This window comes from Mycobacterium sp. NGS40, assembly GCF_059812735.1.
Window position 1 is genome coordinate 215854 of sequence record NZ_JCALDG010000001.1, and the last position, 20158, is coordinate 236011.

23 protein-coding genes are annotated in these 20158 nt (G+C 67.1%); 12 read left to right on the forward strand and 11 right to left on the reverse strand.

Annotation, left to right across the window (positions count from 1 at the left end):
* Positions 1–8: 8 nt before the first annotated feature.
* From AC5Y5O_RS01040 to glnX, 3 genes are read right to left on the reverse strand one after another with little or no spacing between them, the layout of a single operon-like run.
* A complete protein-coding gene (locus AC5Y5O_RS01040; RefSeq protein WP_096284301.1) occupies positions 9–2288 on the reverse strand; it encodes a serine/threonine-protein kinase PknG in 2280 nt (759 codons plus the stop codon).
* Positions 2288–3265 carry a glutamate ABC transporter substrate-binding protein gene (locus tag AC5Y5O_RS01045; RefSeq protein WP_096284303.1) on the reverse strand — a complete coding sequence of 326 codons (978 nt, stop codon included), beginning with the start codon at positions 3263–3265 and terminating at the stop codon, positions 2288–2290. The genes AC5Y5O_RS01040 and AC5Y5O_RS01045 overlap by 1 nt, the downstream gene beginning before the upstream one ends.
* Entirely contained in the window at positions 3265–4584 is a 1320-nt protein-coding gene (glnX, locus tag AC5Y5O_RS01050) for a protein kinase G-activating protein GlnX (protein WP_096284305.1), read from the reverse strand. The genes AC5Y5O_RS01045 and glnX overlap by 1 nt, the downstream gene beginning before the upstream one ends.
* Positions 4585–4715: 131 nt before the next feature.
* On the opposite strand from glnX, the gene AC5Y5O_RS01055 reads away from it, so the two are divergent.
* Positions 4716–5348, forward strand: coding sequence for an NUDIX hydrolase (locus AC5Y5O_RS01055; protein ID WP_096284307.1), 633 nt, complete (start codon positions 4716–4718; stop codon positions 5346–5348).
* Here AC5Y5O_RS01055 and thiE read toward each other — a convergent pair.
* Positions 5320–6003: a thiamine phosphate synthase gene (gene thiE, locus AC5Y5O_RS01060; protein WP_096284309.1), complete on the reverse strand. Its 684-nt coding sequence runs from the start codon at positions 6001–6003 to the stop codon at positions 5320–5322. The genes AC5Y5O_RS01055 and thiE overlap by 29 nt on opposite strands.
* Before the next feature lie 155 nt (positions 6004–6158).
* Between thiE and thiO the strand changes: the two genes are divergently transcribed.
* From thiO to AC5Y5O_RS01080, 4 genes are read left to right on the forward strand one after another with little or no spacing between them, the layout of a single operon-like run.
* Positions 6159–7175 carry a glycine oxidase ThiO gene (gene thiO, locus AC5Y5O_RS01065; RefSeq protein ID WP_096290838.1) on the forward strand — a complete coding sequence of 339 codons (1017 nt, stop codon included), beginning with the start codon at positions 6159–6161 and terminating at the stop codon, positions 7173–7175.
* Complete coding sequence (thiS, locus tag AC5Y5O_RS01070) at positions 7172–7369, forward strand: sulfur carrier protein ThiS (protein WP_096284311.1); 198 nt, start codon at positions 7172–7174, stop codon at positions 7367–7369. The genes thiO and thiS overlap by 4 nt, the downstream gene beginning before the upstream one ends.
* Positions 7362–8171 carry a thiazole synthase gene (locus tag AC5Y5O_RS01075; RefSeq protein ID WP_096284313.1) on the forward strand — a complete coding sequence of 270 codons (810 nt, stop codon included), beginning with the start codon at positions 7362–7364 and terminating at the stop codon, positions 8169–8171. The genes thiS and AC5Y5O_RS01075 overlap by 8 nt, the downstream gene beginning before the upstream one ends.
* A gap of 13 nt (positions 8172–8184) precedes the next feature.
* Positions 8185–8985, forward strand: a complete 801-nt coding sequence (locus tag AC5Y5O_RS01080) for an SGNH/GDSL hydrolase family protein (protein WP_243393749.1) — start codon at positions 8185–8187, stop codon at positions 8983–8985.
* A gap of 3 nt (positions 8986–8988) precedes the next feature.
* Here the strand turns inward: AC5Y5O_RS01080 and AC5Y5O_RS01085 are convergent, their stop codons facing one another.
* Both AC5Y5O_RS01085 and AC5Y5O_RS01090 read right to left on the reverse strand, forming a co-directional pair.
* On the reverse strand, positions 8989–9507 hold the full coding sequence (locus tag AC5Y5O_RS01085; RefSeq protein WP_096284317.1) for a serine/threonine protein kinase: 519 nt from the start codon (positions 9505–9507) through the stop codon (positions 8989–8991).
* 374 nt (positions 9508–9881) lie between these two features.
* A complete protein-coding gene (locus AC5Y5O_RS01090) occupies positions 9882–10403 on the reverse strand; it encodes a serine/threonine protein kinase (protein ID WP_096284319.1) in 522 nt (173 codons plus the stop codon).
* Between the two features lie 337 nt (positions 10404–10740).
* Between AC5Y5O_RS01090 and AC5Y5O_RS01095 the strand changes: the two genes are divergently transcribed.
* The 6 genes from AC5Y5O_RS01095 to AC5Y5O_RS01120 all read left to right on the forward strand — a co-directional run bounded on the left by AC5Y5O_RS01095 (position 10741) and on the right by AC5Y5O_RS01120 (position 16680).
* Complete coding sequence (locus AC5Y5O_RS01095; RefSeq protein WP_036466419.1) at positions 10741–11070, forward strand: CD225/dispanin family protein; 330 nt, start codon at positions 10741–10743, stop codon at positions 11068–11070.
* Between the two features lie 61 nt (positions 11071–11131).
* On the forward strand, positions 11132–11509 hold the full coding sequence (locus AC5Y5O_RS01100) for a DUF2752 domain-containing protein (RefSeq protein ID WP_096290839.1): 378 nt from the start codon (positions 11132–11134) through the stop codon (positions 11507–11509).
* A 59-nt stretch (positions 11510–11568) separates the two neighbouring features.
* The gene (locus AC5Y5O_RS01105; protein ID WP_096284321.1) at positions 11569–13065 is read left to right on the forward strand and encodes a M28 family metallopeptidase; all 1497 of its coding nucleotides are present in this window, start codon (positions 11569–11571) and stop codon (positions 13063–13065) included.
* The gene (locus AC5Y5O_RS01110) at positions 13062–14531 is read left to right on the forward strand and encodes a M28 family peptidase (RefSeq protein ID WP_096284323.1); all 1470 of its coding nucleotides are present in this window, start codon (positions 13062–13064) and stop codon (positions 14529–14531) included. Before AC5Y5O_RS01105 ends, AC5Y5O_RS01110 begins: the two co-directional genes overlap by 4 nt.
* Before the next feature lie 103 nt (positions 14532–14634).
* Positions 14635–16131 carry a neutral zinc metallopeptidase gene (locus AC5Y5O_RS01115; RefSeq protein ID WP_500023362.1) on the forward strand — a complete coding sequence of 499 codons (1497 nt, stop codon included), beginning with the start codon at positions 14635–14637 and terminating at the stop codon, positions 16129–16131.
* Between the two features lie 42 nt (positions 16132–16173).
* A complete protein-coding gene (locus tag AC5Y5O_RS01120) occupies positions 16174–16680 on the forward strand; it encodes a DUF4190 domain-containing protein (protein ID WP_243393750.1) in 507 nt (168 codons plus the stop codon).
* A 12-nt stretch (positions 16681–16692) separates the two neighbouring features.
* Here the strand turns inward: AC5Y5O_RS01120 and AC5Y5O_RS01125 are convergent, their stop codons facing one another.
* From AC5Y5O_RS01125 to AC5Y5O_RS01135, 3 genes are all read right to left on the reverse strand, one after another.
* On the reverse strand, positions 16693–17565 hold the full coding sequence (locus AC5Y5O_RS01125) for an LLM class F420-dependent oxidoreductase (protein WP_096284329.1): 873 nt from the start codon (positions 17563–17565) through the stop codon (positions 16693–16695).
* A gap of 16 nt (positions 17566–17581) precedes the next feature.
* The gene (locus AC5Y5O_RS01130) at positions 17582–18019 is read right to left on the reverse strand and encodes a MarR family winged helix-turn-helix transcriptional regulator (RefSeq protein WP_096284331.1); all 438 of its coding nucleotides are present in this window, start codon (positions 18017–18019) and stop codon (positions 17582–17584) included.
* A 129-nt stretch (positions 18020–18148) separates the two neighbouring features.
* On the reverse strand, positions 18149–18337 hold the full coding sequence (locus AC5Y5O_RS01135) for a hypothetical protein (RefSeq protein ID WP_423790879.1): 189 nt from the start codon (positions 18335–18337) through the stop codon (positions 18149–18151).
* A 77-nt stretch (positions 18338–18414) separates the two neighbouring features.
* Between AC5Y5O_RS01135 and AC5Y5O_RS01140 the strand changes: the two genes are divergently transcribed.
* Positions 18415–18693 carry a hypothetical protein gene (locus AC5Y5O_RS01140; protein WP_133160816.1) on the forward strand — a complete coding sequence of 93 codons (279 nt, stop codon included), beginning with the start codon at positions 18415–18417 and terminating at the stop codon, positions 18691–18693.
* Positions 18694–18696: 3 nt separating this feature from the next.
* On the opposite strand, the gene AC5Y5O_RS01145 is transcribed toward AC5Y5O_RS01140, so the two are convergent.
* Together AC5Y5O_RS01145 and thiD are read right to left on the reverse strand one after the other, a co-directional pair.
* A complete protein-coding gene (locus AC5Y5O_RS01145; protein WP_096284337.1) occupies positions 18697–19317 on the reverse strand; it encodes an alpha/beta hydrolase family protein in 621 nt (206 codons plus the stop codon).
* Positions 19314–20141, reverse strand: coding sequence for a bifunctional hydroxymethylpyrimidine kinase/phosphomethylpyrimidine kinase (thiD, locus tag AC5Y5O_RS01150; RefSeq protein ID WP_096284338.1), 828 nt, complete (start codon positions 20139–20141; stop codon positions 19314–19316). Before thiD ends, AC5Y5O_RS01145 begins: the two co-directional genes overlap by 4 nt.
* Positions 20142–20158 lie beyond the last annotated feature (17 nt).

Consider the following 20158-nt stretch of genomic DNA (forward strand, 5'->3'; position numbering starts at 1 on the left):
CCCCGAGATTAGAACGTGCTGGTCGGCCGGACCCTGTTGGCCATGTCGACGAGCGTGTAGCGATGCCGCTGGGTGGGCGCTACCCGGGCCAGGCTGCGCAGCGATGCCTCGACCCCGAGCCGCAGCCCGTGCTGGGTGAACGGGAAGCCGAGGATGTGGTTGGTGCTGGCCTGGTTGTCTTCGAGCCAGTCCATCGCACCGCCGAGCACCAGCGCCCGGATCTGCAGGACCCGCGGTTCGGTGGGGGGCAGCGCCTCGACCCGTCGGGCGGCGTCGCGGATCTGCTCTTCGGTGACTTCGTTCGACGAGCGGCCGGACAGCAGCATCACCGCACTGGTCAGCCGCGCGGTGGTGAAATGTCGTGATGTCGGCGGCACCTCGTCCAGCGTGCGCACCGCGCCTCGCCGATCGCCGGCGGCCGACAGGGATCTCGCCAAACCGAACGCCGCCGAGATCACGCCGTCGTTCGTGCGCCACACCGTCTTGTAGAACTTGTCCACGTCGACATTGCCGGCGAGTTCGCCGGTGGCGGCCAACGCCAGCTTCGGCGCCAGCTCGCCGGGAAAGGTATCGAGCACCTCGGTGAAATGCTTGATGGCGGAGTCGTAATCGCCGGTGAGCAACTCGGCGACGGCCCGGAACCAGACCAACCGCCAGCGCCAGCCCACTCGCTCGGCCAAGTCGTCGAGTTTGCGGGTCGCCTTGGCCACATCGCCGAGATCCAGCAGCGCGCGCACCTCCATCAGCGGCAACTCGACGGACTCCGAGACGTCGATGCCCTCGGCGGCCAGCGAGCCGTGCCGCGCCGCGCGCAATGAGTCCAGGGTCTGCACCGGCTGAGAGAGCACCGTCGCCTGCAGCACCGGGGCGGCGACATCGGTGGGATCGACCAGCGGCACCGACAGCGCGGTCACGATCTCCCGGGCGGTCAGCTTCTCCGAATGCACCTGCCCGTCCAGGTAGACGTCGGTGTGCGCGAGCGACAGGTCGACGCCGAAGGTCGAGCGGCTCGGGCTGAACAGCGTCGACAACCCGGGCCGCGGCACTCCGGAATCCTGTGCGACGACTTCCCGCAGCACGCCCATCAACTGCGTTGAGATCTCCTCGGCCGAACCGAACCGGCGCCGCGGGTCGGGGTCGATCGCGCGGCGCAGCAGCCGGCCGAACGAGTCGTAGGTCGACAGCACCGGGTCGTCTTCGGGCAGCCCGTCCACGTAACGGCCATTGCGGGTGCGCAGGTTCAACGTGAGCGCGGCCAGCGTGCGCCCGACCGTGTAGATGTCGGTGGCGATCGTCGGGCCGGTGCGCACGATCTCCGGCGCCTGATAGCCGGGTGTGCCGTAGAGGTAGCCGAACGAATTGATTCGCGACACCGCGCCCAGGTCGATCAGCTCCAGCTGCTCCTCGGTGAGCATGATGTTCTCCGGCTTGAGGTCGTTGTAGACCAGGCCGATGGAATGCAGATAGCTCAGTGCCGGAAGAATTTCCAGCAGGTACGCGATGGCTTCGGCGACCGGTAGCCGCGGGTCCTTCTTGCCCCGCTTGAGCGACTGGCCACCGATGTACTCCATGACGATGTAGCCGACCGGATCGCCGTGCCGGTCGGTGTGCTCGACGAAGTTGAAGATCTGCACGATCTGCGGGTGCACGACCTCGGCGAGGAACTGCCGTTCGGCCATCGCAATCGCCTGGGCCTCGGCGTCACCGGAATGCACCAGGCCTTTGAGCACCACCGGGCGGTCGTTGACGTTGTGGTCGACGGCCAGGTACACCCAGCCCAGCCCGCCGTGTGCGATGCAGCCCTTGACCTCGTACTGGTTCGCGACGATGTCGCCCGGATTCAGTTGGGGCAGAAATGAATACGGACTCCCGCAGGACGGGCATTTGCCTTCCGACTCGCCCTTGCCCGCGGAGCTGGACCGGCCCACCGGCTTTCCGCAGTTCCAGCAGAACCGCTTGCCCTCCGGCACCACCGGATTGGTCATCAGCGCTTCGAGCGGATCGATGTCGCGGACCCGGGGGATTTCGACCAGCCCACCACCGAGCTGCCGGGTAGGCGGTAGCACCCGCGTCGCGACCGTCATCCGGTCCTGCGGTTCGGTGTCTAGGCTCCCGATTGTGATGTGCGGCAGGTCGTCGTCGTCATCGTCGTCCCAGTCGGGCCGGAACAGTGCCTGGGTGGCATGCGCGCGCCCGGTCGTCGCGCCGGTCTGCGCTTCCCCCGCGTCGGTGCCCGGGTCGACGTCCTCGGTGTCGGCCTCGGTGTCGGTGTGTTCGGCCTCGGTCATCAGTCCACATACTTCGGTACGGGCGGGGCGGGCGCCGGTCCGAGAACCGTTAACCACTTGCGGTACAAGGTGTTCCAGGTACCGTCCCGGCGGATGCGTTCCAGTGTGCCGTTGACGAACCGGACCAGCCCGGTGTTGTCCAGGTTGATCCCGATGCCGTAAGGCTGGGTCGCCATGTTCGGTCCGACGATGTGCAGATACGGGTCTTCCTCGACCAGTCCGGCCAGGATCGAGTCGTCGGTGGACACGGCGTCGATCTCCCGCTGTTGCATCGCCACCAGGCAGTCCGCCCAGTTCACCACCGAGACGATGATCGGGGGCGGGTCGATCTGGCGGATCCGGTGCAACGACGTGGTACCCCGGGCCACGCAGACCCGCTTGCCGGACAGGTCGCCCACTTTGGCGATCGGCGAGTCGCGCGAGGCCAGGATCCGCTGGTTGGCGTCGAGGTAGACGGTGGAGAAGTTCACTTGCTTACGGCGCTCGCAGGTGATGGTCATCGTCTTCACGACGATGTCGACCTCGGAGTGCTGCAGTGCGGTGATGCGTTCGTCCGACGACAGGATCCGGTACTCGACGTGCGACGGGGCGCCGAAGATGTCGCGCGCGATCTCGCCGGCGATGTCGACGTCAAAGCCGGTGATCTCGCCGGTGATCGGGTCGCGGAAGCTGAATAGGTTGCTGCCGATGTCGAGCCCGACGATCAGCCGGCCGCGCGCCCGGATGGACGCGACCGCGGCGTCGGCCTCGGGCTTGGTGGCGAAGGGGCGCAGGCTGGCGGTGGCGTTGCAGTCCTGGCCGGTCTCGTCGGGCGGCAGCGGTGGCTCCGACGACAGCTGCTCCATGCCGACCGGGGTGGGCGGCGGCAACGTCGGCGCGGTGGCGACGGTCAATGTTTCCGTGTGCCCGCAACCCGCCAGCACGATCGCCGTGGCCAGCACGGCGGACGCCCGGCGGATCCTGGGCAGCGGGGTCATTATCGATACTCTTTCAGCCGCGGCCACAGACCCAGGGCGACCGCGATGGCGGCACCCAGGCTGAGCACCACGCCGCCGACCTGGGCGCCGGACAGCCCGCTGCGCGCGTTGATCACGTCGTTGCGCAGGTGCGTCCGGCACTGCGTCATGGCCTTGCCCAACTGGTCTTCGAGCTTGTCGAACGCGGGGGTGGAGTCGTCCTCGGCGCTGCCCAGCGCGATCTGGGTGGCCGAGCGGTAGTTACCGACCGAGATGTAGGAGTTGATGCGGTCGTTGGCCTGCCGCCACCGGACCAGCAGCTGGTCGGCGCCCTGCAGGTCGGGTTTGTCGACGGCATCGCTGCGGGCCATGTACTGGTCGATCTGCTGATGCATGAAGTCGATGCGCTGATAGAACGACTGTTTGCGGATCTGTTCGTCGCCACGCCGGATCAACGACAGTGTCTCGTCGGCCCGGGCCTGCTGCGCGGTGATCGCCACGCTGGTCACGGTCTTGAGCGACTCGGCCGCCGTGTTTTTGGCGCTACGGCTGGCAGTCGTGGAGATTGTTAGCGCAGTCCCGACCCACACCACCATGACGAGGATACCGAGCGCACCCACGACCAGCCCGGGATTAATTCGGCGCCGGGTGCGCCGGGCCAGCCAACGATGCGAGAACGCCCCGAAGACGACGGTGGTCGCGATGACGAGGACCACCGGAGCCGGAAAGTGGGTGGACGCTGTTGTTTCGGCGTCCACCCGTTCCGACGTCGCCTGATAGAGCTGCGCCGCGTCGGGCAGGATCGTCGACTGCATCAGGCCCGACGCTTCCGACAGGTACGACGAACCGACGGGGTTGCCTTCCCGGTTGTTGGTCCGCGCTATTTCGATCAGGCCGGTGTAGACGGCCAGCTCGGCGTTGATCTTGCCGAGTAGCTGGACCAGCGGTTCATCGGTCAGGCCGCTGGACGCCCGGGTCACCGCGACCGCCGCGTCGGTGATGGCCTGTTCGTAGCGCATCCGCACCGGCCACGGCTCGGCCTGGGCGATGAACGCGGTGGCCGCCGCGGCGTCGGCGACCGACAGCGTGGTGTAGAGCCGCCCGGCCGCGAACGCCAGCGGCTCGGTGTGGTTGAGCACGGTGGACAGCACTTGCTGGCGGTGGTTGATCGTCGTCGAGGTGGCGAACGCGCTGGAGACGCCGAGCGCCGCCAGCACGATGCCGATCGTCAGGATGCGGCCGGGTGTGGTCGAGATGAACCACCAACGGGGGTGGGCCGGTTCGCCCGGCGACCGCGACCCCAGCGGTTCGGTCGACGGGTGCGCCAGCTCAACCGTCACGTGTTTTCAGACCTCAACTTTCGGTCGATGGAATGCGCCGCTCGTACCTGTATAAGCGAATTCTAAGAGGATGTCGGCGCGGATGGGGGGAGGCGGCCCAATTTCGGTGATCGGCTGCATATCCTGAACGCGTGCATGGCGACGGTGACGGATGGGTGATATCCGACAACGGCGCCCACTACTGGGGTCGGTTCGGCGCGGCGGGTCTGCTGCTGCGGGCGCCACGGCCCGACGGTACCCCCGCGGTGTTGCTGCAACACCGTGCGGTGTGGAGCCATCAGGGCGGCACCTGGGGGTTGCCCGGCGGCGCCCGGGATAGCCACGAAACCCCGGAGCAGACGGCGGTCCGTGAAGCCCACGAGGAGGCCGGGCTGCGCGCCGAGCGCGTGGCCGTGCGGGCGACCGTGGTCACCGCCGAGGTTGCCGGGATCGCCGGTACCCGCTGGTCCTACACCACGGTCATCGCCGACGCCGGCGAGTTGCTGCACACGGTGCCCAACCGGGAAAGCGCCGAAATGCGCTGGGTCGCCGAGAACGAGGTGGCCGACCTGCCGCTGCATCCCGGCTTCGCCGCCAGCTGGGATCGGCTGCGCACCGCGACCGCGCTGATTCCGCTCGGCCATGCCGACCAACGGCGTCAGCACCTGCCGCGCACGCTCGAGATCGATGCCGGGGTCTTCGTCTGGTGCATGCCGGTCGACGCGGATCAGGCGCCGTCGCACCTGAGTCCCCGGATCAGCTCGCTGCTCGAAGCGCTGAACTGAGCTGTTCGGCCGCGGCGCGGGGGTCGTCGGCCGCGGTGATCGCCCGCACCACCACGATTCGCCGGGCCCCGGCCCCGAGCACCTCGGGCAGCCGTTGCGCGTCGATGCCGCCGATTGCGAACCACGGCTTGGCCGGGTTGAGCCGGGCGGCCGTCTCGACCAGCGGCAACCCCGGCGCCGAACGGTCGGGTTTGGTGGGAGTGGGCCAGCACGGGCCGACGCAGAAGTAGTCGACTTCCCCTGTTTCCAAGGCCGTCGTGGCGTCTTTGACCTGGTCGGCGTCGTGGGTGGACAGGCCGATCAGCGGGTGGGGCCCGGCGATGTCGCGGGCCACCTCCGGTGGCAGATCGCCCTGGCCCAGGTGCAGCACATCGGCCCCGGCCGCGCGGGCGATGTCGGCCCGGTCGTTGACCGCGAACAGCGCGCCGTGCCGGCGGGCCGCGTCCGCGAGGATCTCGCAAGCGGCCAGCTCCTCGCGCGCCTCCAGCGGGCCGAACCGCCGTTCACCGGCCGACCCCTTGTCGCGCAGCTGGATGATGTCCACTCCGCCGGCCAGGGCGGCCTCGGCGAACTGGGCCAGGTCGCCGCGCTCGCGCCGCGCGTCGGTACACAGATAAAGGCGGGCGCCGGTAAGACGGGTAACAGGATCGTGCACACCGCGACGCTAGCGCGCTAGCGTAGTACCCGAACAAACGAGAGACACGGGAGTCCCGAGCGACCTGCGGGGCTGAGAGTGGGCACAGCCGGCGAAACCGGAGCTGCCCTTACCGTCACACCTGATCCGGGTCATGCCGGCGAAGGGAGCGGAAGATGCCTTCGGATGTAGGGACGCTGGCCGTGATCGGCGGCGGCGTCATCGGGCTGTCGGTGGCGCGCCGGGCGGCCCAGGCCGGGTGGTCGGTGCGGGTGCACCGCACCGGCGACCACGGCGCGTCCTGGGTCGCCGGTGGCATGCTGGCTCCGCACAGCGAGGGGTGGCCGGGCGAAGAGCACTTGCTGCGGCTGGGCCTGGAGTCGCTGCGGCTGTGGCGCGAGGGCGGCTACCTGGACGGGCTGCCGCCGGAGGTGGTCACCGCCCGCGAGTCGCTGGTGGTGGCCGTCGACCGGGCCGATGCCGCCGACCTGCGCACGGTCGCGGACTGGCTGGACGGGCAGGGCCATCCCGTCATTTGGGAGCCGGCCGCACGCGATGTCGAACCTCTTCTCGCGCAAGGCATCCGGCATGGCTTTCGGGCACCCACCGAACTGGCCGTGGACAACCGCGCGGTCCTCGACGCGCTGGCGGCGGACTGCGAACGTCGCGGCGTCGCCTGGGCGCCGCCGGCGCAGGACCTGTCGCGGGTCTCCGGCGACGCGGTGGTGATCGCCAACGGCATCGACGCGCCGGCGCTGTGCCCGGGCCTGCCGGTGCGCCCGGTGAAGGGCGAGGTGCTGCGACTGCGCTGGCGGAAGGGCTGTATGCCGTTGCTGGGCAGAGTGATTCGCGCACGTGTGCACGGCCGTCAGGTGTACGTGGTGCCGCGCGCGGATGGGGTTGTGGTGGGTGCGACGCAGTACGAACACGGCCGGGACACCGCCCCGGTGGTATCCGGAGTACGTGATCTGCTCGACGACGCGTGCGCGGTGCTGCCGGCGCTGGGTGAGTACGAGCTGGCCGAGTGCGCCGCCGGGCTGCGCCCGATGACACCGGATAACCTTCCTCTGGTACATCGCCTGGACGACCGCACCCTGGTCGCGACCGGACACGGCCGGTCAGGCTTTCTGCTGGCACCGTGGACCGCCGAACAAATTGTGTCCGAACTCGTTCCGGTAGGAGTCCAGTCATGATCGTGGTAGTCAACGCAAATGCGGTCGAGGTCGAGGGCCCGACCACGGTCGCCGGGTTGCTGGAATCGCTCGGATTTCCCGAACGGGGGATAGCGGTGGCCATGGACGATGCTGTGCTGCCCCGGTCCAGTTGGACCACAAAGCTTTTCGACGGTGCTCGGCTCGAGGTAGTGACGGCGGTGCAGGGTGGCTGATTCCAAGCTGACGATCGCGGACCGCAGCTTCGCTTCGCGGCTGATCATGGGGACCGGGGGAGCGACCAGCCTGGCGGTGCTGGAGGAGGCGCTGAGGGTCTCGGGCACCGAGCTGACCACCGTCGCGATGCGCCGGGTCGACGCCGAGGGCGGTACCGGATTGCTCGACCTGCTCAATCGGCTGGGTATCACGCCGTTGCCCAACACCGCGGGGTGCCGCAGCGCGGCCGAAGCGGTGCTCACCGCACAGCTGGCACGCGAGGCGCTGAACACCAACTGGGTCAAACTCGAGGTGATTGCCGACGAGCGCACGTTGCTGCCCGACGCGGTCGAATTGGTCCGGGCGGCAGAGCAATTGGTCGACGACGGATTCGTCGTGCTGCCCTACACCAACGACGACCCGGCGCTGGCCCGCCGGCTGGAGGACACCGGATGCGCGGCGGTGATGCCCTTGGGTTCACCGATCGGAACCGGGCTGGGCATCACCAACCCCCACAACATCGAGATGATCGTCGCGCGGGCCGGTGTTCCGGTCATCCTCGATGCCGGCATCGGCACCGCGAGTGACGCCGCGCTGGCGATGGAGTTGGGTTGTGAAGCAGTGCTGTTGGCCACCGCGGTGACCCGGGCCACCGATCCGCCCGCGATGGCTGCGGCGATGGCGGCCGCGGTCACCGCAGGCTATCTGGCCCGGCGCGCCGGGCGGATCCCGAAGCGCTTCTGGGCGCAGGCATCCAGTCCGCGCCCGGCGCCGATGCGGGCCGCGGACCGGCTCGCGCAGGAGCGGGCCATCGAGCGATGAGAACAGCCGGGCGATGAGCGAACCGAAGAGTCGATCGAAACGATATGTAGCGCTGGGCAGTTCGATGGCCGCCGGTCCGGGCATCCAGCCGCGCGTTCACGGCGCTCCACGATGGTCGGGCCGATCGGCGCGCAATTATGCCCACCTGCTCGCCGAGCAGATGAACCTCCAACCGGGCCGGGAGTTTGTCGATGTCACCTTTTCCGGCGCCACCACCGCCCACATCCTCACCGATCGTCAGCACAGCGCGCCGCCCCAGATCACCGCGTTGGACGGCTCGGAGAACCTCGTCACGATCACGATCGGCGGCAACGACGTCGGCTACGTTCCGCTACTGATGGCGGCAGCCCTGCCACGGGCGACGCGGCGGCTGCCGCTGCTGGGGGCGCGGATCGCCGAACTGCTGGACCGTGGGGTGCGCGACCGGGCCGTGGCAGAAGTGTCCGAGTCCTTGTGTGCGGTCGGCAAAGCCGTGTGTGAACGGGCCCCGCACGCACTGGTCTTCTTCGTCGACTATCTGACGATCCTGCCGCCCGAAGGCGTGCCGGCACCGCCGATCTCGGACGAGGATGCGGCCCTTGGCCGCCGCGTGGCGGCGGCGCTGGAACGGCTCACGGCCGACGCCGCCGCTGCATCCGGCTGCGGGGTGGTCAGCGCCGCCGCGGCCAGCCGGGATCATCACGCGTGGTCTGCCCAACCGTGGACGACCAAACCGGCGAAATACATTGTGCCGCTGCCGGGTCGGCCGGCCCCGCTACATCCCAACGGCGCGGGGATGAAAGCGGTGGCCGAACTCGTTGCGGCCCAGCTCTAAAACTCAGCCGTTGGACTGCCACCACTTGTACAGGGCGGCCGTGTCCCCGTTGGACGCGCGGATGAAGGCCAGCACGTTCTTCGCGTCGACGGTCCAGAGGACCTCTGCCTGGCCGGAATCCGTCCCGCAGGCCACCTGTCCGGCGGAGTCGGAGCTGCCCTGGTGCCATGTGGTGGGCGACTTGGCGTCCCCGCAGTTGGCGAGGGTGTCACTGCTGATGAGCTTGGTGAACGAGCTGGCCGTGTCGGCGCTGTTGGCGAACAGGAAGTACTTGCCGCCCATCGGGCCGCTGGAATCGGTGTTCTGTCCGCACTGCAGGACCGCCACCACCGTGGCGGTAAACGAGCCCTGCACGTCGGACACCGCCTGAGAGGAGCAGTTGCTGCTGCTGTAGCCCTTCGAGAGGGCGCTCAGGAGCGTGGCGTTGTTGTCTGCCATCGCGGTGGGAGTGGCGACGCAGAAGAAGGTCGCTGTAAAGGCTGCGGCCGTCACGGCTCGCAGCGTCTTGGCCGGGTGAGGCATCCTCGCTCCTGATATTGGGGTAACCGCCTGAAAAGGCTGCGCCGACGATATTTGTCTTTGCCAGAATGATCGTAGGGGCAAACCACAGCTATGCAACCCATTCCGCCGAATACGGTTTACACCGGCATCATTTTCGGCGGCATGAGCGTGGAACCTGTTGCGGCTCAAGTCCGATCAGTCGTTGTCCTGCCACCGCCCGCGGAGCGAGGGCACGTCGCTTCTGGAAAGCTGGAACAGCTGAGGTTATCGGCGCTCGGGAATAGCTGGTAGACGGCGGACAGCCGGAGGCAACCCGTTGGGTCGCATACCGTTTGCACTGGCGAGATTCTCACCAACTCGACTCTGGAAACGGTTGCGGCCCAACCGCAGAAGGCTCAGCCGTTGTCTCGCCACCACGTGTAGAGCGACGGTACGTCGTTGCCGGCGGCACGGATCACGCCCAGCATGTTCTTGGCCTCATTGGTCCAGATGATCTCGGCATGGTTCTGAAAAGTCCCGCACGCCACCGATCCCGCGCTGGCGGTGGAACTGCCCTGGTGCCATGGCGTCGGCGAGGGGGCATTCCCGCAGTTGCTCAGGGAGTCACCACCGATGAGGCGCTGAAATGAACTCGCCAGCGCGCTGTGATCGCTGAAGAGGAAATATTTGCCGAGCAGCGGCCCGCTCGGGTCCGGGCTCTGTCCGCACTGCAGGTAGGCCAGCGCGCCGCTGGGAACCCCCTGGGCGACGCAGTTGTTGAGGCCGTATCCCTTCGACAGCGCGCTGGCTAGTGTGTTGATATCCGCGCCGCTTCCGGTGTTGGGGTCCGCGGTCGCTGTCGCGGTGCCCGCAAACGCCAAACCACCCACGAGAACCGCGGCCGTCGTGGCACGCAGCGGGTAACTGCGAGGTGACATCCGGCGACTCCTTCCGGCGGTCGCGGTGGCGTGTGGCTACCGCAATCGTAGGGCTATATCGGGGCTGTGCAATACATTCCGCCGCGCCATTTCTTTATGCGCATTATTCGGTCCTGACCTGGGCAATTCCGGGGCGACAACGGGAAGGCGATCCACACAACGCATTTCGTCGATAAGCCGCGGATCGAGCCGGCCCAGCCATCGGGAGAGGCGCTGCGGCGGCAACGATGTCGGGGGTTCGGACGAACTGATTTTTGCGTACATAGTGCCCTCGCCACTCCGCTCATGTATGGTAAGCACGCTTCACGCCAGCTAACTTCTCGCGACTGGAGAATTCATGACTGCACAACCGCCGCCCCCGGGTTACCCGCCCCAGCAGCCCGCCGGGCAAGCACCGGATAACTATCTGGTGTGGTCCATCTTGGCGACACTGTTCTGCTGTCTGCCGTTCGGCATCGTGGCCATCGTCAAATCCACTCAGGTGAGTGGGTTGTGGGCGCAGGGTCAGTACGCCGAGGCGCAAGCCGCAGCGGACGCCGCCAAGAAGTGGGTGAAGTGGTCGGTCATCGCCGCCGTCGTTAGCGCCGTCCTGTACGGCATCGTGCTGGCGATCATCGCCATGACCGCCGACACCTCGACCCCCGCGGCCCTGGCCGCAATGCTGTAACGGGGTTGCACGGACGGTGACCCTCCAGCGGCCGCTCACGCTCGGTCTCGGCGCCCCGCTCATGGTCGCCGCGTCGACGACGTTGGTGTGCGCGGCCACCTGGGCGGGCGATCCGACCACCCCGGGTGGCCCGCTGCCGGTGTGTCCCACCAAGGCTCTGCTGGGAATCGACTGTCCCGGTTGCGGCAGCCTGCGGATGATCTATTCGCTCTTGCACGGCAACGTGATGGCCGCCGCCAGGTTCAACGCGTTGGGCTTGGCGGCGGTCGTGCTGTTGGTGTGGGCCTACCTGGTCTGGACCTACGGCCGGGTGACGGGCCGGCGGATCAGGAGCTGGCAACACCACCGCTGGGCCGCCATGGTGACGCTCTCGTTGGTATTGGTTTGGTTTGTGGTGCGCAACATTCCGTTCGCCCCCTTCAGCGGGCTATACGTCTGACCTCACGCCGCGGTGAGCCGAGTGCGCCCAGGCGCGACGGGCGTCTAACCTTGGGCGCGATGGTGAACAAATCCCGAACGATGGCGGCGCTGCTCGCCACGGTCGCCCTCGCCGTGGTCGTGACCGGTTGCTCGCACCGGGCGGCGAACTCCCAGCAGGTGAGCGATCCCGCCGCGGCGGAGTTCGCCAACACGGTGCACAACAAGGTCACGGCCGACGCGATGATGGCGCACCTGACCAAGCTTCAGGACATCGCCAACGCCAATAACGGCACCCGGGCGGTGGGCACGCCCGGCTACGACGCCAGCGTTGACTATGTGGTGAACACGTTGCGCCACAGCGGTTTCGACGTGCAAACCCCCGAATTTTCGGCGCGGGTTTTTCATTCCGAGAAGCCCACGGTGACGGTAGGCGGTAAGACCGTCGAGGCGCACGCGCTCGAGTTCAGCCTCGGCACCGGACCCGACGGGGTGAGCGGCCCGTTGCTGACGGTGTCGACCGGCAACGGCCAGGCCTGCGCGGCCTCGGACTACGACAATCTTGCGGTGCAGGGCGCGGTGGTCCTGGTTGACCGCGGCACGTGCCCATTTGCGCAGAAGGAGGACGCCGCCGCGCAGCGCGGAGCGGTGGCGTTGATCGTCGCCGACAATGTCGACGAGGAACAGATGGGCGGCACGCTCGGGGCGAACACCGTCGTGAAGATTCCGGCGGTCGGTGTCACCAAATCCACCGGTATGCAGCTGCGCGCCCAGCCCGGGCCGGTCACGATCAAGCTGGACGCCAACAGTCAGAGCTTCAAGGCGCGCAACATCATCGCGCAGACCAAGACGGGCTCGCCCAACGACGTGGTGATGGCGGGCGCACACCTGGACAGCGTGCCGGCGGGACCGGGCATCAACGACAACGGCTCCGGCGTCGCCGCAATCTTGGAAACCGCAGTGCAACTTGGGAATTCGCCCCAGGTGCACAACGCGGTGCGCTTCGCGTTCTGGGGTGCCGAGGAACTCGGACTGATCGGATCGCGCAACTACGTCGAATCACTGAATTTCGAAGACCTCAAAAACATTGCCCTGTACCTGAATTTCGACATGCTCGCCTCGCCGAACCCCGGTTACTTCACCTATGACGGTGACCAATCCCTGCCGGCCGACACCCGCGGCCAACCGGTGGTACCAGAAGGTTCGGCAGGCATCGAGCGCACGCTGGTCGCCTACCTGAAGGCGGCCGGCAAGACCGCGCAGGATACGCAGTTCGACGGACGCTCCGACTACGACGGCTTCACCCAGGCCGGTATCCCGTCGGGCGGCTTGTTCTCCGGTGCGGAAGCAAACAAGTCCGCCGACCAAGTCAAATTGTGGGGCGGGACGGCAGATGAGCCGTTCGATCCGAACTATCACAAGAGCACTGACACGCTCGACCACATCGACCGCACCTCGCTGGGCATCAACGGCGCCGGTGTGGCCTACGCGATCGCTCTGTACGCCCAGGATCTCACCGGACACAACGGGGTCCCGGCCATGGCTGACCGCACCCGCCACGTGCTCGCAAAACGATGATCCGCCACCTGTGCTCGGTGGTGGTGCTGATCGGGCTGGTGGCAGGGTGTTCGTCGCCGCGGCATCCACCGCCGGCGGCCGCGCCGGACCTCGGCCGGGTGCTGGCTGGAAAGGTCACTGCCGACGGGATGTTCGTGCACCTGCGGGCGCTGCAGGACATCGCCAACGCCAACAAGGGGAACCGGGCAGAGGGGACACCGGGCTATGACGCCAGCGTCGAATATGTCGCGAAAGCGTTGCGCAGCAAGGGCTTCGAGGTGGCAACGCCACAGTTCGACCGGCTGTACGCGGTGTCACCGGGTAAGCCGTCGCTGACGATCGCCGCCAACAGCTATTCGGTGGACCAGGCCTCGCTGCTGGTCCGGACACCGCCGGGCGGTCTCAGCGGCCAACCGGTGAAACCCACGCAACCGTCGGGCTGCGCGGCGGGTGATTACCCGGCCACGCTGCCCGCGGGCGCCATCGCCGTCGTCGACGACGCGCGCTGCTCGGTGGTCGACAAGCAAAACAGCGCGAGGGCAAAGGGAGCCGCGGCAGTGATCGTGGTCAGCACCGCCACCGGCGAAGGAGCTCCGCCCACGTTGTTCACCGCGGGCTACTACAAGCAGCTGACCATGCCGGTCGCCGTCGTGAGTAGCTACGGTGGCAGCGCGCTGTCGCACGCCACCGCACCGGTGCGGCTGGTGCTGGACGCCGAGAACGTCAAGATCACATCGCGAAATGTGCTGGCGCAGACCAAGACCGGCTCGACGAACGACGTGATCATGGTTGGCGCCCACCTCGACGGTCCGCGCAGCGGTGCGGGCATCAACGACAACGGGTCCGGGGTGGCCGCGGTGCTGGAAACCGCCCTGCAACTGGGCCCGCTGGCGCCGGTGAACAACGCGGTGCGGTTCGTGTTCTGGGGGGCCGACGAGGACGGGCTCAACGGCGTCATGGATTATGTGTTCGGCCTGGACGACCAGCAGCTCAACGACATCGCGATGTACCTGGACTTCAACCTGCTCGGTTCGCCCAACGCCGGGTTCTTCACCGATGACGGCGATCAGTCCGGGCCGCCCGGACAGGGGATCGCGTCCGCTGATGTGCCCGAGGGGTCGGCGGGTATCGAGCGCACGCTGTCCGGCTATCTCAATCTGGCCGGTAAGCGGCCCGCCGACATGCCGTTGGGCCCCCGGACCGACTACCACCCCTTCATGATCGCGGGGGTGCCGATCGGCGGCATGAGCACCGGCGCATCGCAACTGAAATCGCCTGTGCAAGCGCGCCTGTGGGGCGGCAGGGCCGGAGTCGGATACGACCCCAATTTTCAAACCCCCCGGGACACGATCGACAACATCAACCGGGAAGCATTGGCCGTCATGGGTTCTGGCGTGGCATACGCGGCAGGCAGCTACGCCATGTCCATTTCCGGTGTCAACGGCGTCCCGCTCCACGACAAACGGCATCGGACCCGATTGCCCTAGCGGCGTTTGCTGGGCCGCTGGTTTTCGCTACGCTGTTCAACCAGCGGACCTAGAATGAGAACCCTTTGATGCTGCCGTGCAGCCGGTCGGGATGAGGTTGGGCATGATGAACCGCGGGCAAGGTCGACTTCGGCTGCAGGGCAGTCGCAGGCGCGTCATCGGCGGTTCGCTGAGGGCGGCAATTGCCTGTGCAGCGACGGTGTTCGTGGTAGCGGGGTGTACCACAGTCCTCGACGGGCGGCCCCTGTCGATGCTCAACGACCCGTTCCGGGTGAGCGATCTGCTCGCCACCGACGGCCACAGCGGAATCCGCGAGAACCCGGCGCCACCGAGCGGCACGGTGATCAACACCGACAACGGGCTGATCGACAAGTTGTCGTTGCTGTCGGTTACCGACATCGAGGACTACTGGAAATCGGCGTACAGCCAGTCGTTGCAGGGCACGTTCCTGCCCGTCGCGAAACTGGTCTCCTACGACTCCAACGATCCGAGCAGTCCGATCGTTTGCCACAACGAAACGTACAAGCTCGTCAATGCCTTTTTCACGTCCCGCTGCAACTTGATCGCCTGGGACCGCGCGGTGTTCATGCCGGTCGCGCAAAAGTATTTCGGCGACATGTCGGTCACCGGCGTGCTGGCGCACGAGTTCGGCCACGCCTTGCAGCAGATGGCGAAGCTGGTGACCAAGCGCGACCCGACCATCGTCCGTGAGCAACAGGCCGACTGCTTCGCGGGGGTCTATCTGTATTGGGTGGCTGCCGGGAAGTCGCCGCGTTTCACGCTGAGCACCGCCGACGGCCTCGACCACGTGCTGGCCGGGATCATCGTCACCCGTGACCCGGTGATGGATGCCGAAACCGAGAACGACGACGAGCACGGGTCGGCGCTGGACCGGGTCGGCGCCTTCCAGATGGGCTTCATCAGCGGCGCGTCGGCGTGCGCGGGAATCAACCAGCAGGAAATCGCACAACGGCGCGGAGACCTGCCCAAGGGTTTGCAGACCGATCCCAACGGAGACCCCGAGACCGGCGAGGTCCCGATCAACGAAGACACACTGTCGACACTGATGGACTTGTTGGGAAAGGTGTTCTCGCCGAAGAGCGCGCCGACGCTGTCCTTCCACCCGAGTGCTTGCCCGGACGCGAAACCCAGTCCGCCCGCGTCCTACTGCCCGGCGACCAACACGATCATGGTCGACCTGGCCGGCCTGGCGGCGATGGCGAAGGTCTCCGACGAGAAGGAACACACTCTGCCGCAAGGTGATGACACCGCCTTGTCGATCATCATGTCGAGATACGCGCTTGCGGTACAACACGAACGCGGTCTACCGATGCAGAGCCCGTGGACCGCGTTGCGGACCGCGTGCCTGACCGGTGTGGTGCACCGCAAGATGGCCGAACCGATCGACACCCCCTCCCACAAGGAGCTGCTGCTGACTGCGGGTGACCTAGATGAGGCCGTCGCCGGGTTGCTCACCAATCACATGGTCGCCAGCGATGCGGACGGGACCAGTGTGCCCGCCGGCTTCACGCGCATAGCGGCGTTCCGCGGCGGCGTGGCCGGCAACATGGACGCTTGCTACACGCGGCACCCCGGCTAACCAAGGCGTAGAGTATGGAACCACTTGACCTCAGGAGGCGTCGTGACGGAAGAACCGCCTAGCTATCCGCCCCCACCCGGCGAATCCGGTTATCCGCCGCCGGGGCAGGGTTATTCGCCGCCTCCGCCGGGACCGAGCTATCCGCCGCCGGGAGGAAGTTACCCGCCACCGCCGCCGGCGCCGGGCTATCCGCCTGTGCCGGGAGGCGGTTACCCACCCGCAGCAGCCGGTACCAACAGCATGGCCATCGCCTCGCTGGTCTGCTCGTTGTTGGGATGGCTCTGCGGCATCGGGCCGATTCTCGGCATCATCTTCGGCATCATCGCCCTGGGCAAGATCAAGCAGACCGGTGAAGGTGGCCGCGGGTTGGCCATTGCCGGCATCGCGATCGGCGCGGTCCTGATCGTGGTCGGCATCGTCGTCGGGATCCTCAGCGCGATCACCGGGACGGTGGAGCGGGATCGGTATCACGACAGGTATTCGGGCGCTCCCGCCACCGTTTACGTCGACAGCGTCGACTTGCCGGCCATCCCGGGTCTGGCTGCCTGAACAGGCTGGCGCTCAACCGATCTCGGCGAGCCTCGGAACCAGCTCGTCGCCGAAGCGGCGGATGTAGCCGACCGGATCGGGGTTTCCGGGTAGCGGGCCGATGTTGATCAACGTGAATCCCAGCTCGGCGTACCGTTCCACGTTCTTCAGGTAGCCGTCGACGTCACCGAACGGGTCGGCAAGAATGCCAACGGTTTTGCGGATGTCACCGGAGTCCCGGCCCACGGTGTCGCAGTGCCGGTTCAGCACGTCGACCTTGCGCCGCAGCACGTCGACCTCTTGGACCGTGCTGTTCCAGATGTCGGCGTACTGCGCGACCATTCGCAGCGTCTTCTTCTCACCGTCGCCACCGATCAGGATCGGCGGGCGTCGAATCGGTTGCGGCTCACAGATTGTCTCGGCCAACTGGTAGTGCTTGCCGGCGTAAGGCCCGTTGTCGTCACTCCACATCTGCCGACAGATCTGCAGCGTCTCCTCCAGCATCTCGAAGCGTTGGCTCACCGGTGGGTAGGGAATGCCCAGGGCGGCATGTTCACGGTCGTACCACGCCGCGCCCAGTCCCAGCATCGAGCGGCCCTGCGACAGCACGTCCAAGGTGGTGACTGTTTTGGCCAGCACACCCGGGTAGCGATAGGTGACTCCGGTGACCAACAGGGTGAGGTCGATCGTGCTCGTTTGTCCGGCAAGGAAACCCAGCGATGTATAGCCCTCGAGGAATGGATCCTCGGCCGGGCGCCCAGTGTTCTCCATCTGCAGGAAATGATCGGCCAGGGTGAACATCGTCGCGCCCGCTTGCTCGGCGGTCGTGGCCGCGTTGGCCAATGTCGGGCCCAGCTCCGTGGTGTCGCCGGGTAGAAAGTCGATAAAGTGCACACCTATTTCCATTGCCACCAATGCCCTTTCAGGATTCGGTCAATCGTTCAAGCAGTGCCAGCGCATCGACGATGATGCGGCGTTCGGCTTCGGAGTAGCGGTCCTGCAACTCGCGCGCCAGCCACTCCTCCCGCACTTGGCGGTCGCTTTCGGCACGCTGACGGCCCGCCTTGGTCAACGAGACCACTTGGCGCCGACCATCTTCGGGGTCGGGTGTGCGCTCGATGAATCCGCGCTGGCCCAAGGCGGCCAGGATGGTTGCCATCGACTGGGGACGCACCCGCTCCGCACCGGCCAACACGCTGGCCGACGACGCGCCTTCCTTCCAGAGTCGGGTGAGTACCGCTGTCTGTGACGGGGTCAGGTCGTTGCGGACCTCGACATCGCGCAACCGACGTCGTAGGCGGCTGAACACCACTCGAATGTCTCGGGCGGCGGTTGCAGCGGACTCGCCGATGCCATCCATGCCACCACCGTAAACTAGACAGTCCAAACTGTCCAGTTCCAACTGTCTAAATAGACTACCGCGAGACTGCACCTACCGGCAGCGCGTCTTGCGGAAACGGGTCGGTAGGTGCAGTCTCGCGGGAGCGGGTCAGGTCATGCAGACGTTGGAGAACAGCAGCACCGGCCAGGACACGATCGAGCCGAGAAACGACACCACCAGGTCGGCGCCCTGCATGCCGCGAAGATGGTTGGTGTGTGTCGATGACCAGATCAGCCCGACAATCGAGTAAGGAATGCCCAGCAGCACCGCGAGTGCGATCCACTCGGCCACCGTCATCTCGTAGTTCAACAACTGCCGCAGCTTGGCGATCAACCGACTGACTCCTTCCGGGTACCTGGCCTATCGTTGCGCATATGGCAGCGCTGGCGGCAGGGATGGCCCGCATTCGCAGCGGGCTCGCGCGACGGGTCTCGGTCCAGGCGCTCATCGAGTTGGCCCTGTGGCTCACCCTGCCCTACCTCCTGATCGGCTTCTTCTGGGCCACCATCCACCCGGACCGGGTGCGCGACCTGCAAGCCGAATGGGCAAAAGTGACCCCGATCAGTCCGGACCTGGTCGCCTTCGGCGAAGCCGCCGCGCTGTGGCCCGCGATCCTGCTGCTCCCCACCACCTGCACCCTGCCGGGGCAGTGAACCTCAGCCCAACAGGCGCAGCGCCGCATCGACCGCGAGCGCGGGCACGTCGAGTGTCTTCGAGCGCAAATCGTGTCGTGCGCCGGCGATTTCGACGACCTCGGTCGTCGCGGGGATCAACGCCGCGGCATCACGCACCTCGGTCGGCGTGCCGAAGGGATCCGAGGTGCCGTGGGTGAACACGGTGGGCACCCGAATAGCGGGCAGGTGTTCGGTGCGGAGTCGTTCAGGCTTTCCCGGTGGATGGACCGGATAGGAAAACAATGTCAACGCCCCGACCTGGAGCGGGTCTGCCTCGGCGACCACCATCGACGTCTGCCGGCCGCCGTAGGAATGTCCGCCCGCGATCAGCGGGCCGTCGGCAAGGGTGCGGCACAAGGCGATTGCCTCGTCGATTCCGGCGCGGTCGGTGGCCGCCGAGCCGGACGGCGGGCCCTTGGGGCGGCGCCGCCGGTAGGGCAGGTTGTACCGAACAGCCAGCCAGCCGCGCCGCGCCCACTCGTCGCAAACCCGTTGCAGCAGCTCCGATTCGCGGTTGCCGCCGGCGCCGTGCGTGAGCACCACGACACCGTGCGCGATGCCGTCGGGTTGGTGCGCTATACCCGCGATCTGGTCGAGATTCACGACAGCCGGAACAGTGGCGAGACCGGGCCGTGGCCCCGGCCGAGTGGGTAGGCGGCACGCAGGCATTCGGTGACCCAGCGCTTTCCGAATGCGACGGCCTCGGGAACGGTCAACCCGTGGGCCAGCGCGCAGGCGATCGCGGCGGCCAGCGTGTCACCGCCACCGTGGTCGTTGCCGGTCGCGATGCGCTCGGTATCGAACTCGTAGAAATCGGCGCCGTCATAGAGCAGGTCGCAGCTGCGTTGCGACGAGCGTAGGTGACCACCCTTGACCAGCACCCACTGCGGGCCCAGCGCGTGCAGTGCCTTGGCCGCCGCGCGCTGCGACTCGGCGTCCACCACGTCGAGTCCGACCAGCAGCCGCACCTCGTCGAGATTCGGCGTCACCAGCGTGGCCAACGGAAACAGTTGCGTGCGAAGCGAATCCAGGGCCGCCGGCGCCATCAGCGCATCGCCGTGCATGGACGCCGCCACCGGGTCGACAACCAGGGGCACCGTCAATTCGAGCCGGCGCCAGGTGGCGGCCACGGTGTCGATGATGCGCGGTGATGCCAGCATCCCGGTCTTGGCGGCCTGAATGCCGATGTCGCTGACCACCGCTTCGATCTGACCGGCGACCACGTCTTCGGGGATCTGATGAAAGCTCTTGACTCCCAACGTGTTCTGCACGGTCACCGCGGTGACCGCGATGCAGGCGTGCACCCCCAGCAGCGCAAAGGTGCGCATGTCGGCCTGGATGCCCGCACCACCGCCGGAGTCCGAGCCGGCGATGGACAGCACGCGGCGCGGCGTCGCACCCGGCGGTGCCAGGGGCAGGTAGTTCACTGTGCCGGATTGCCGCG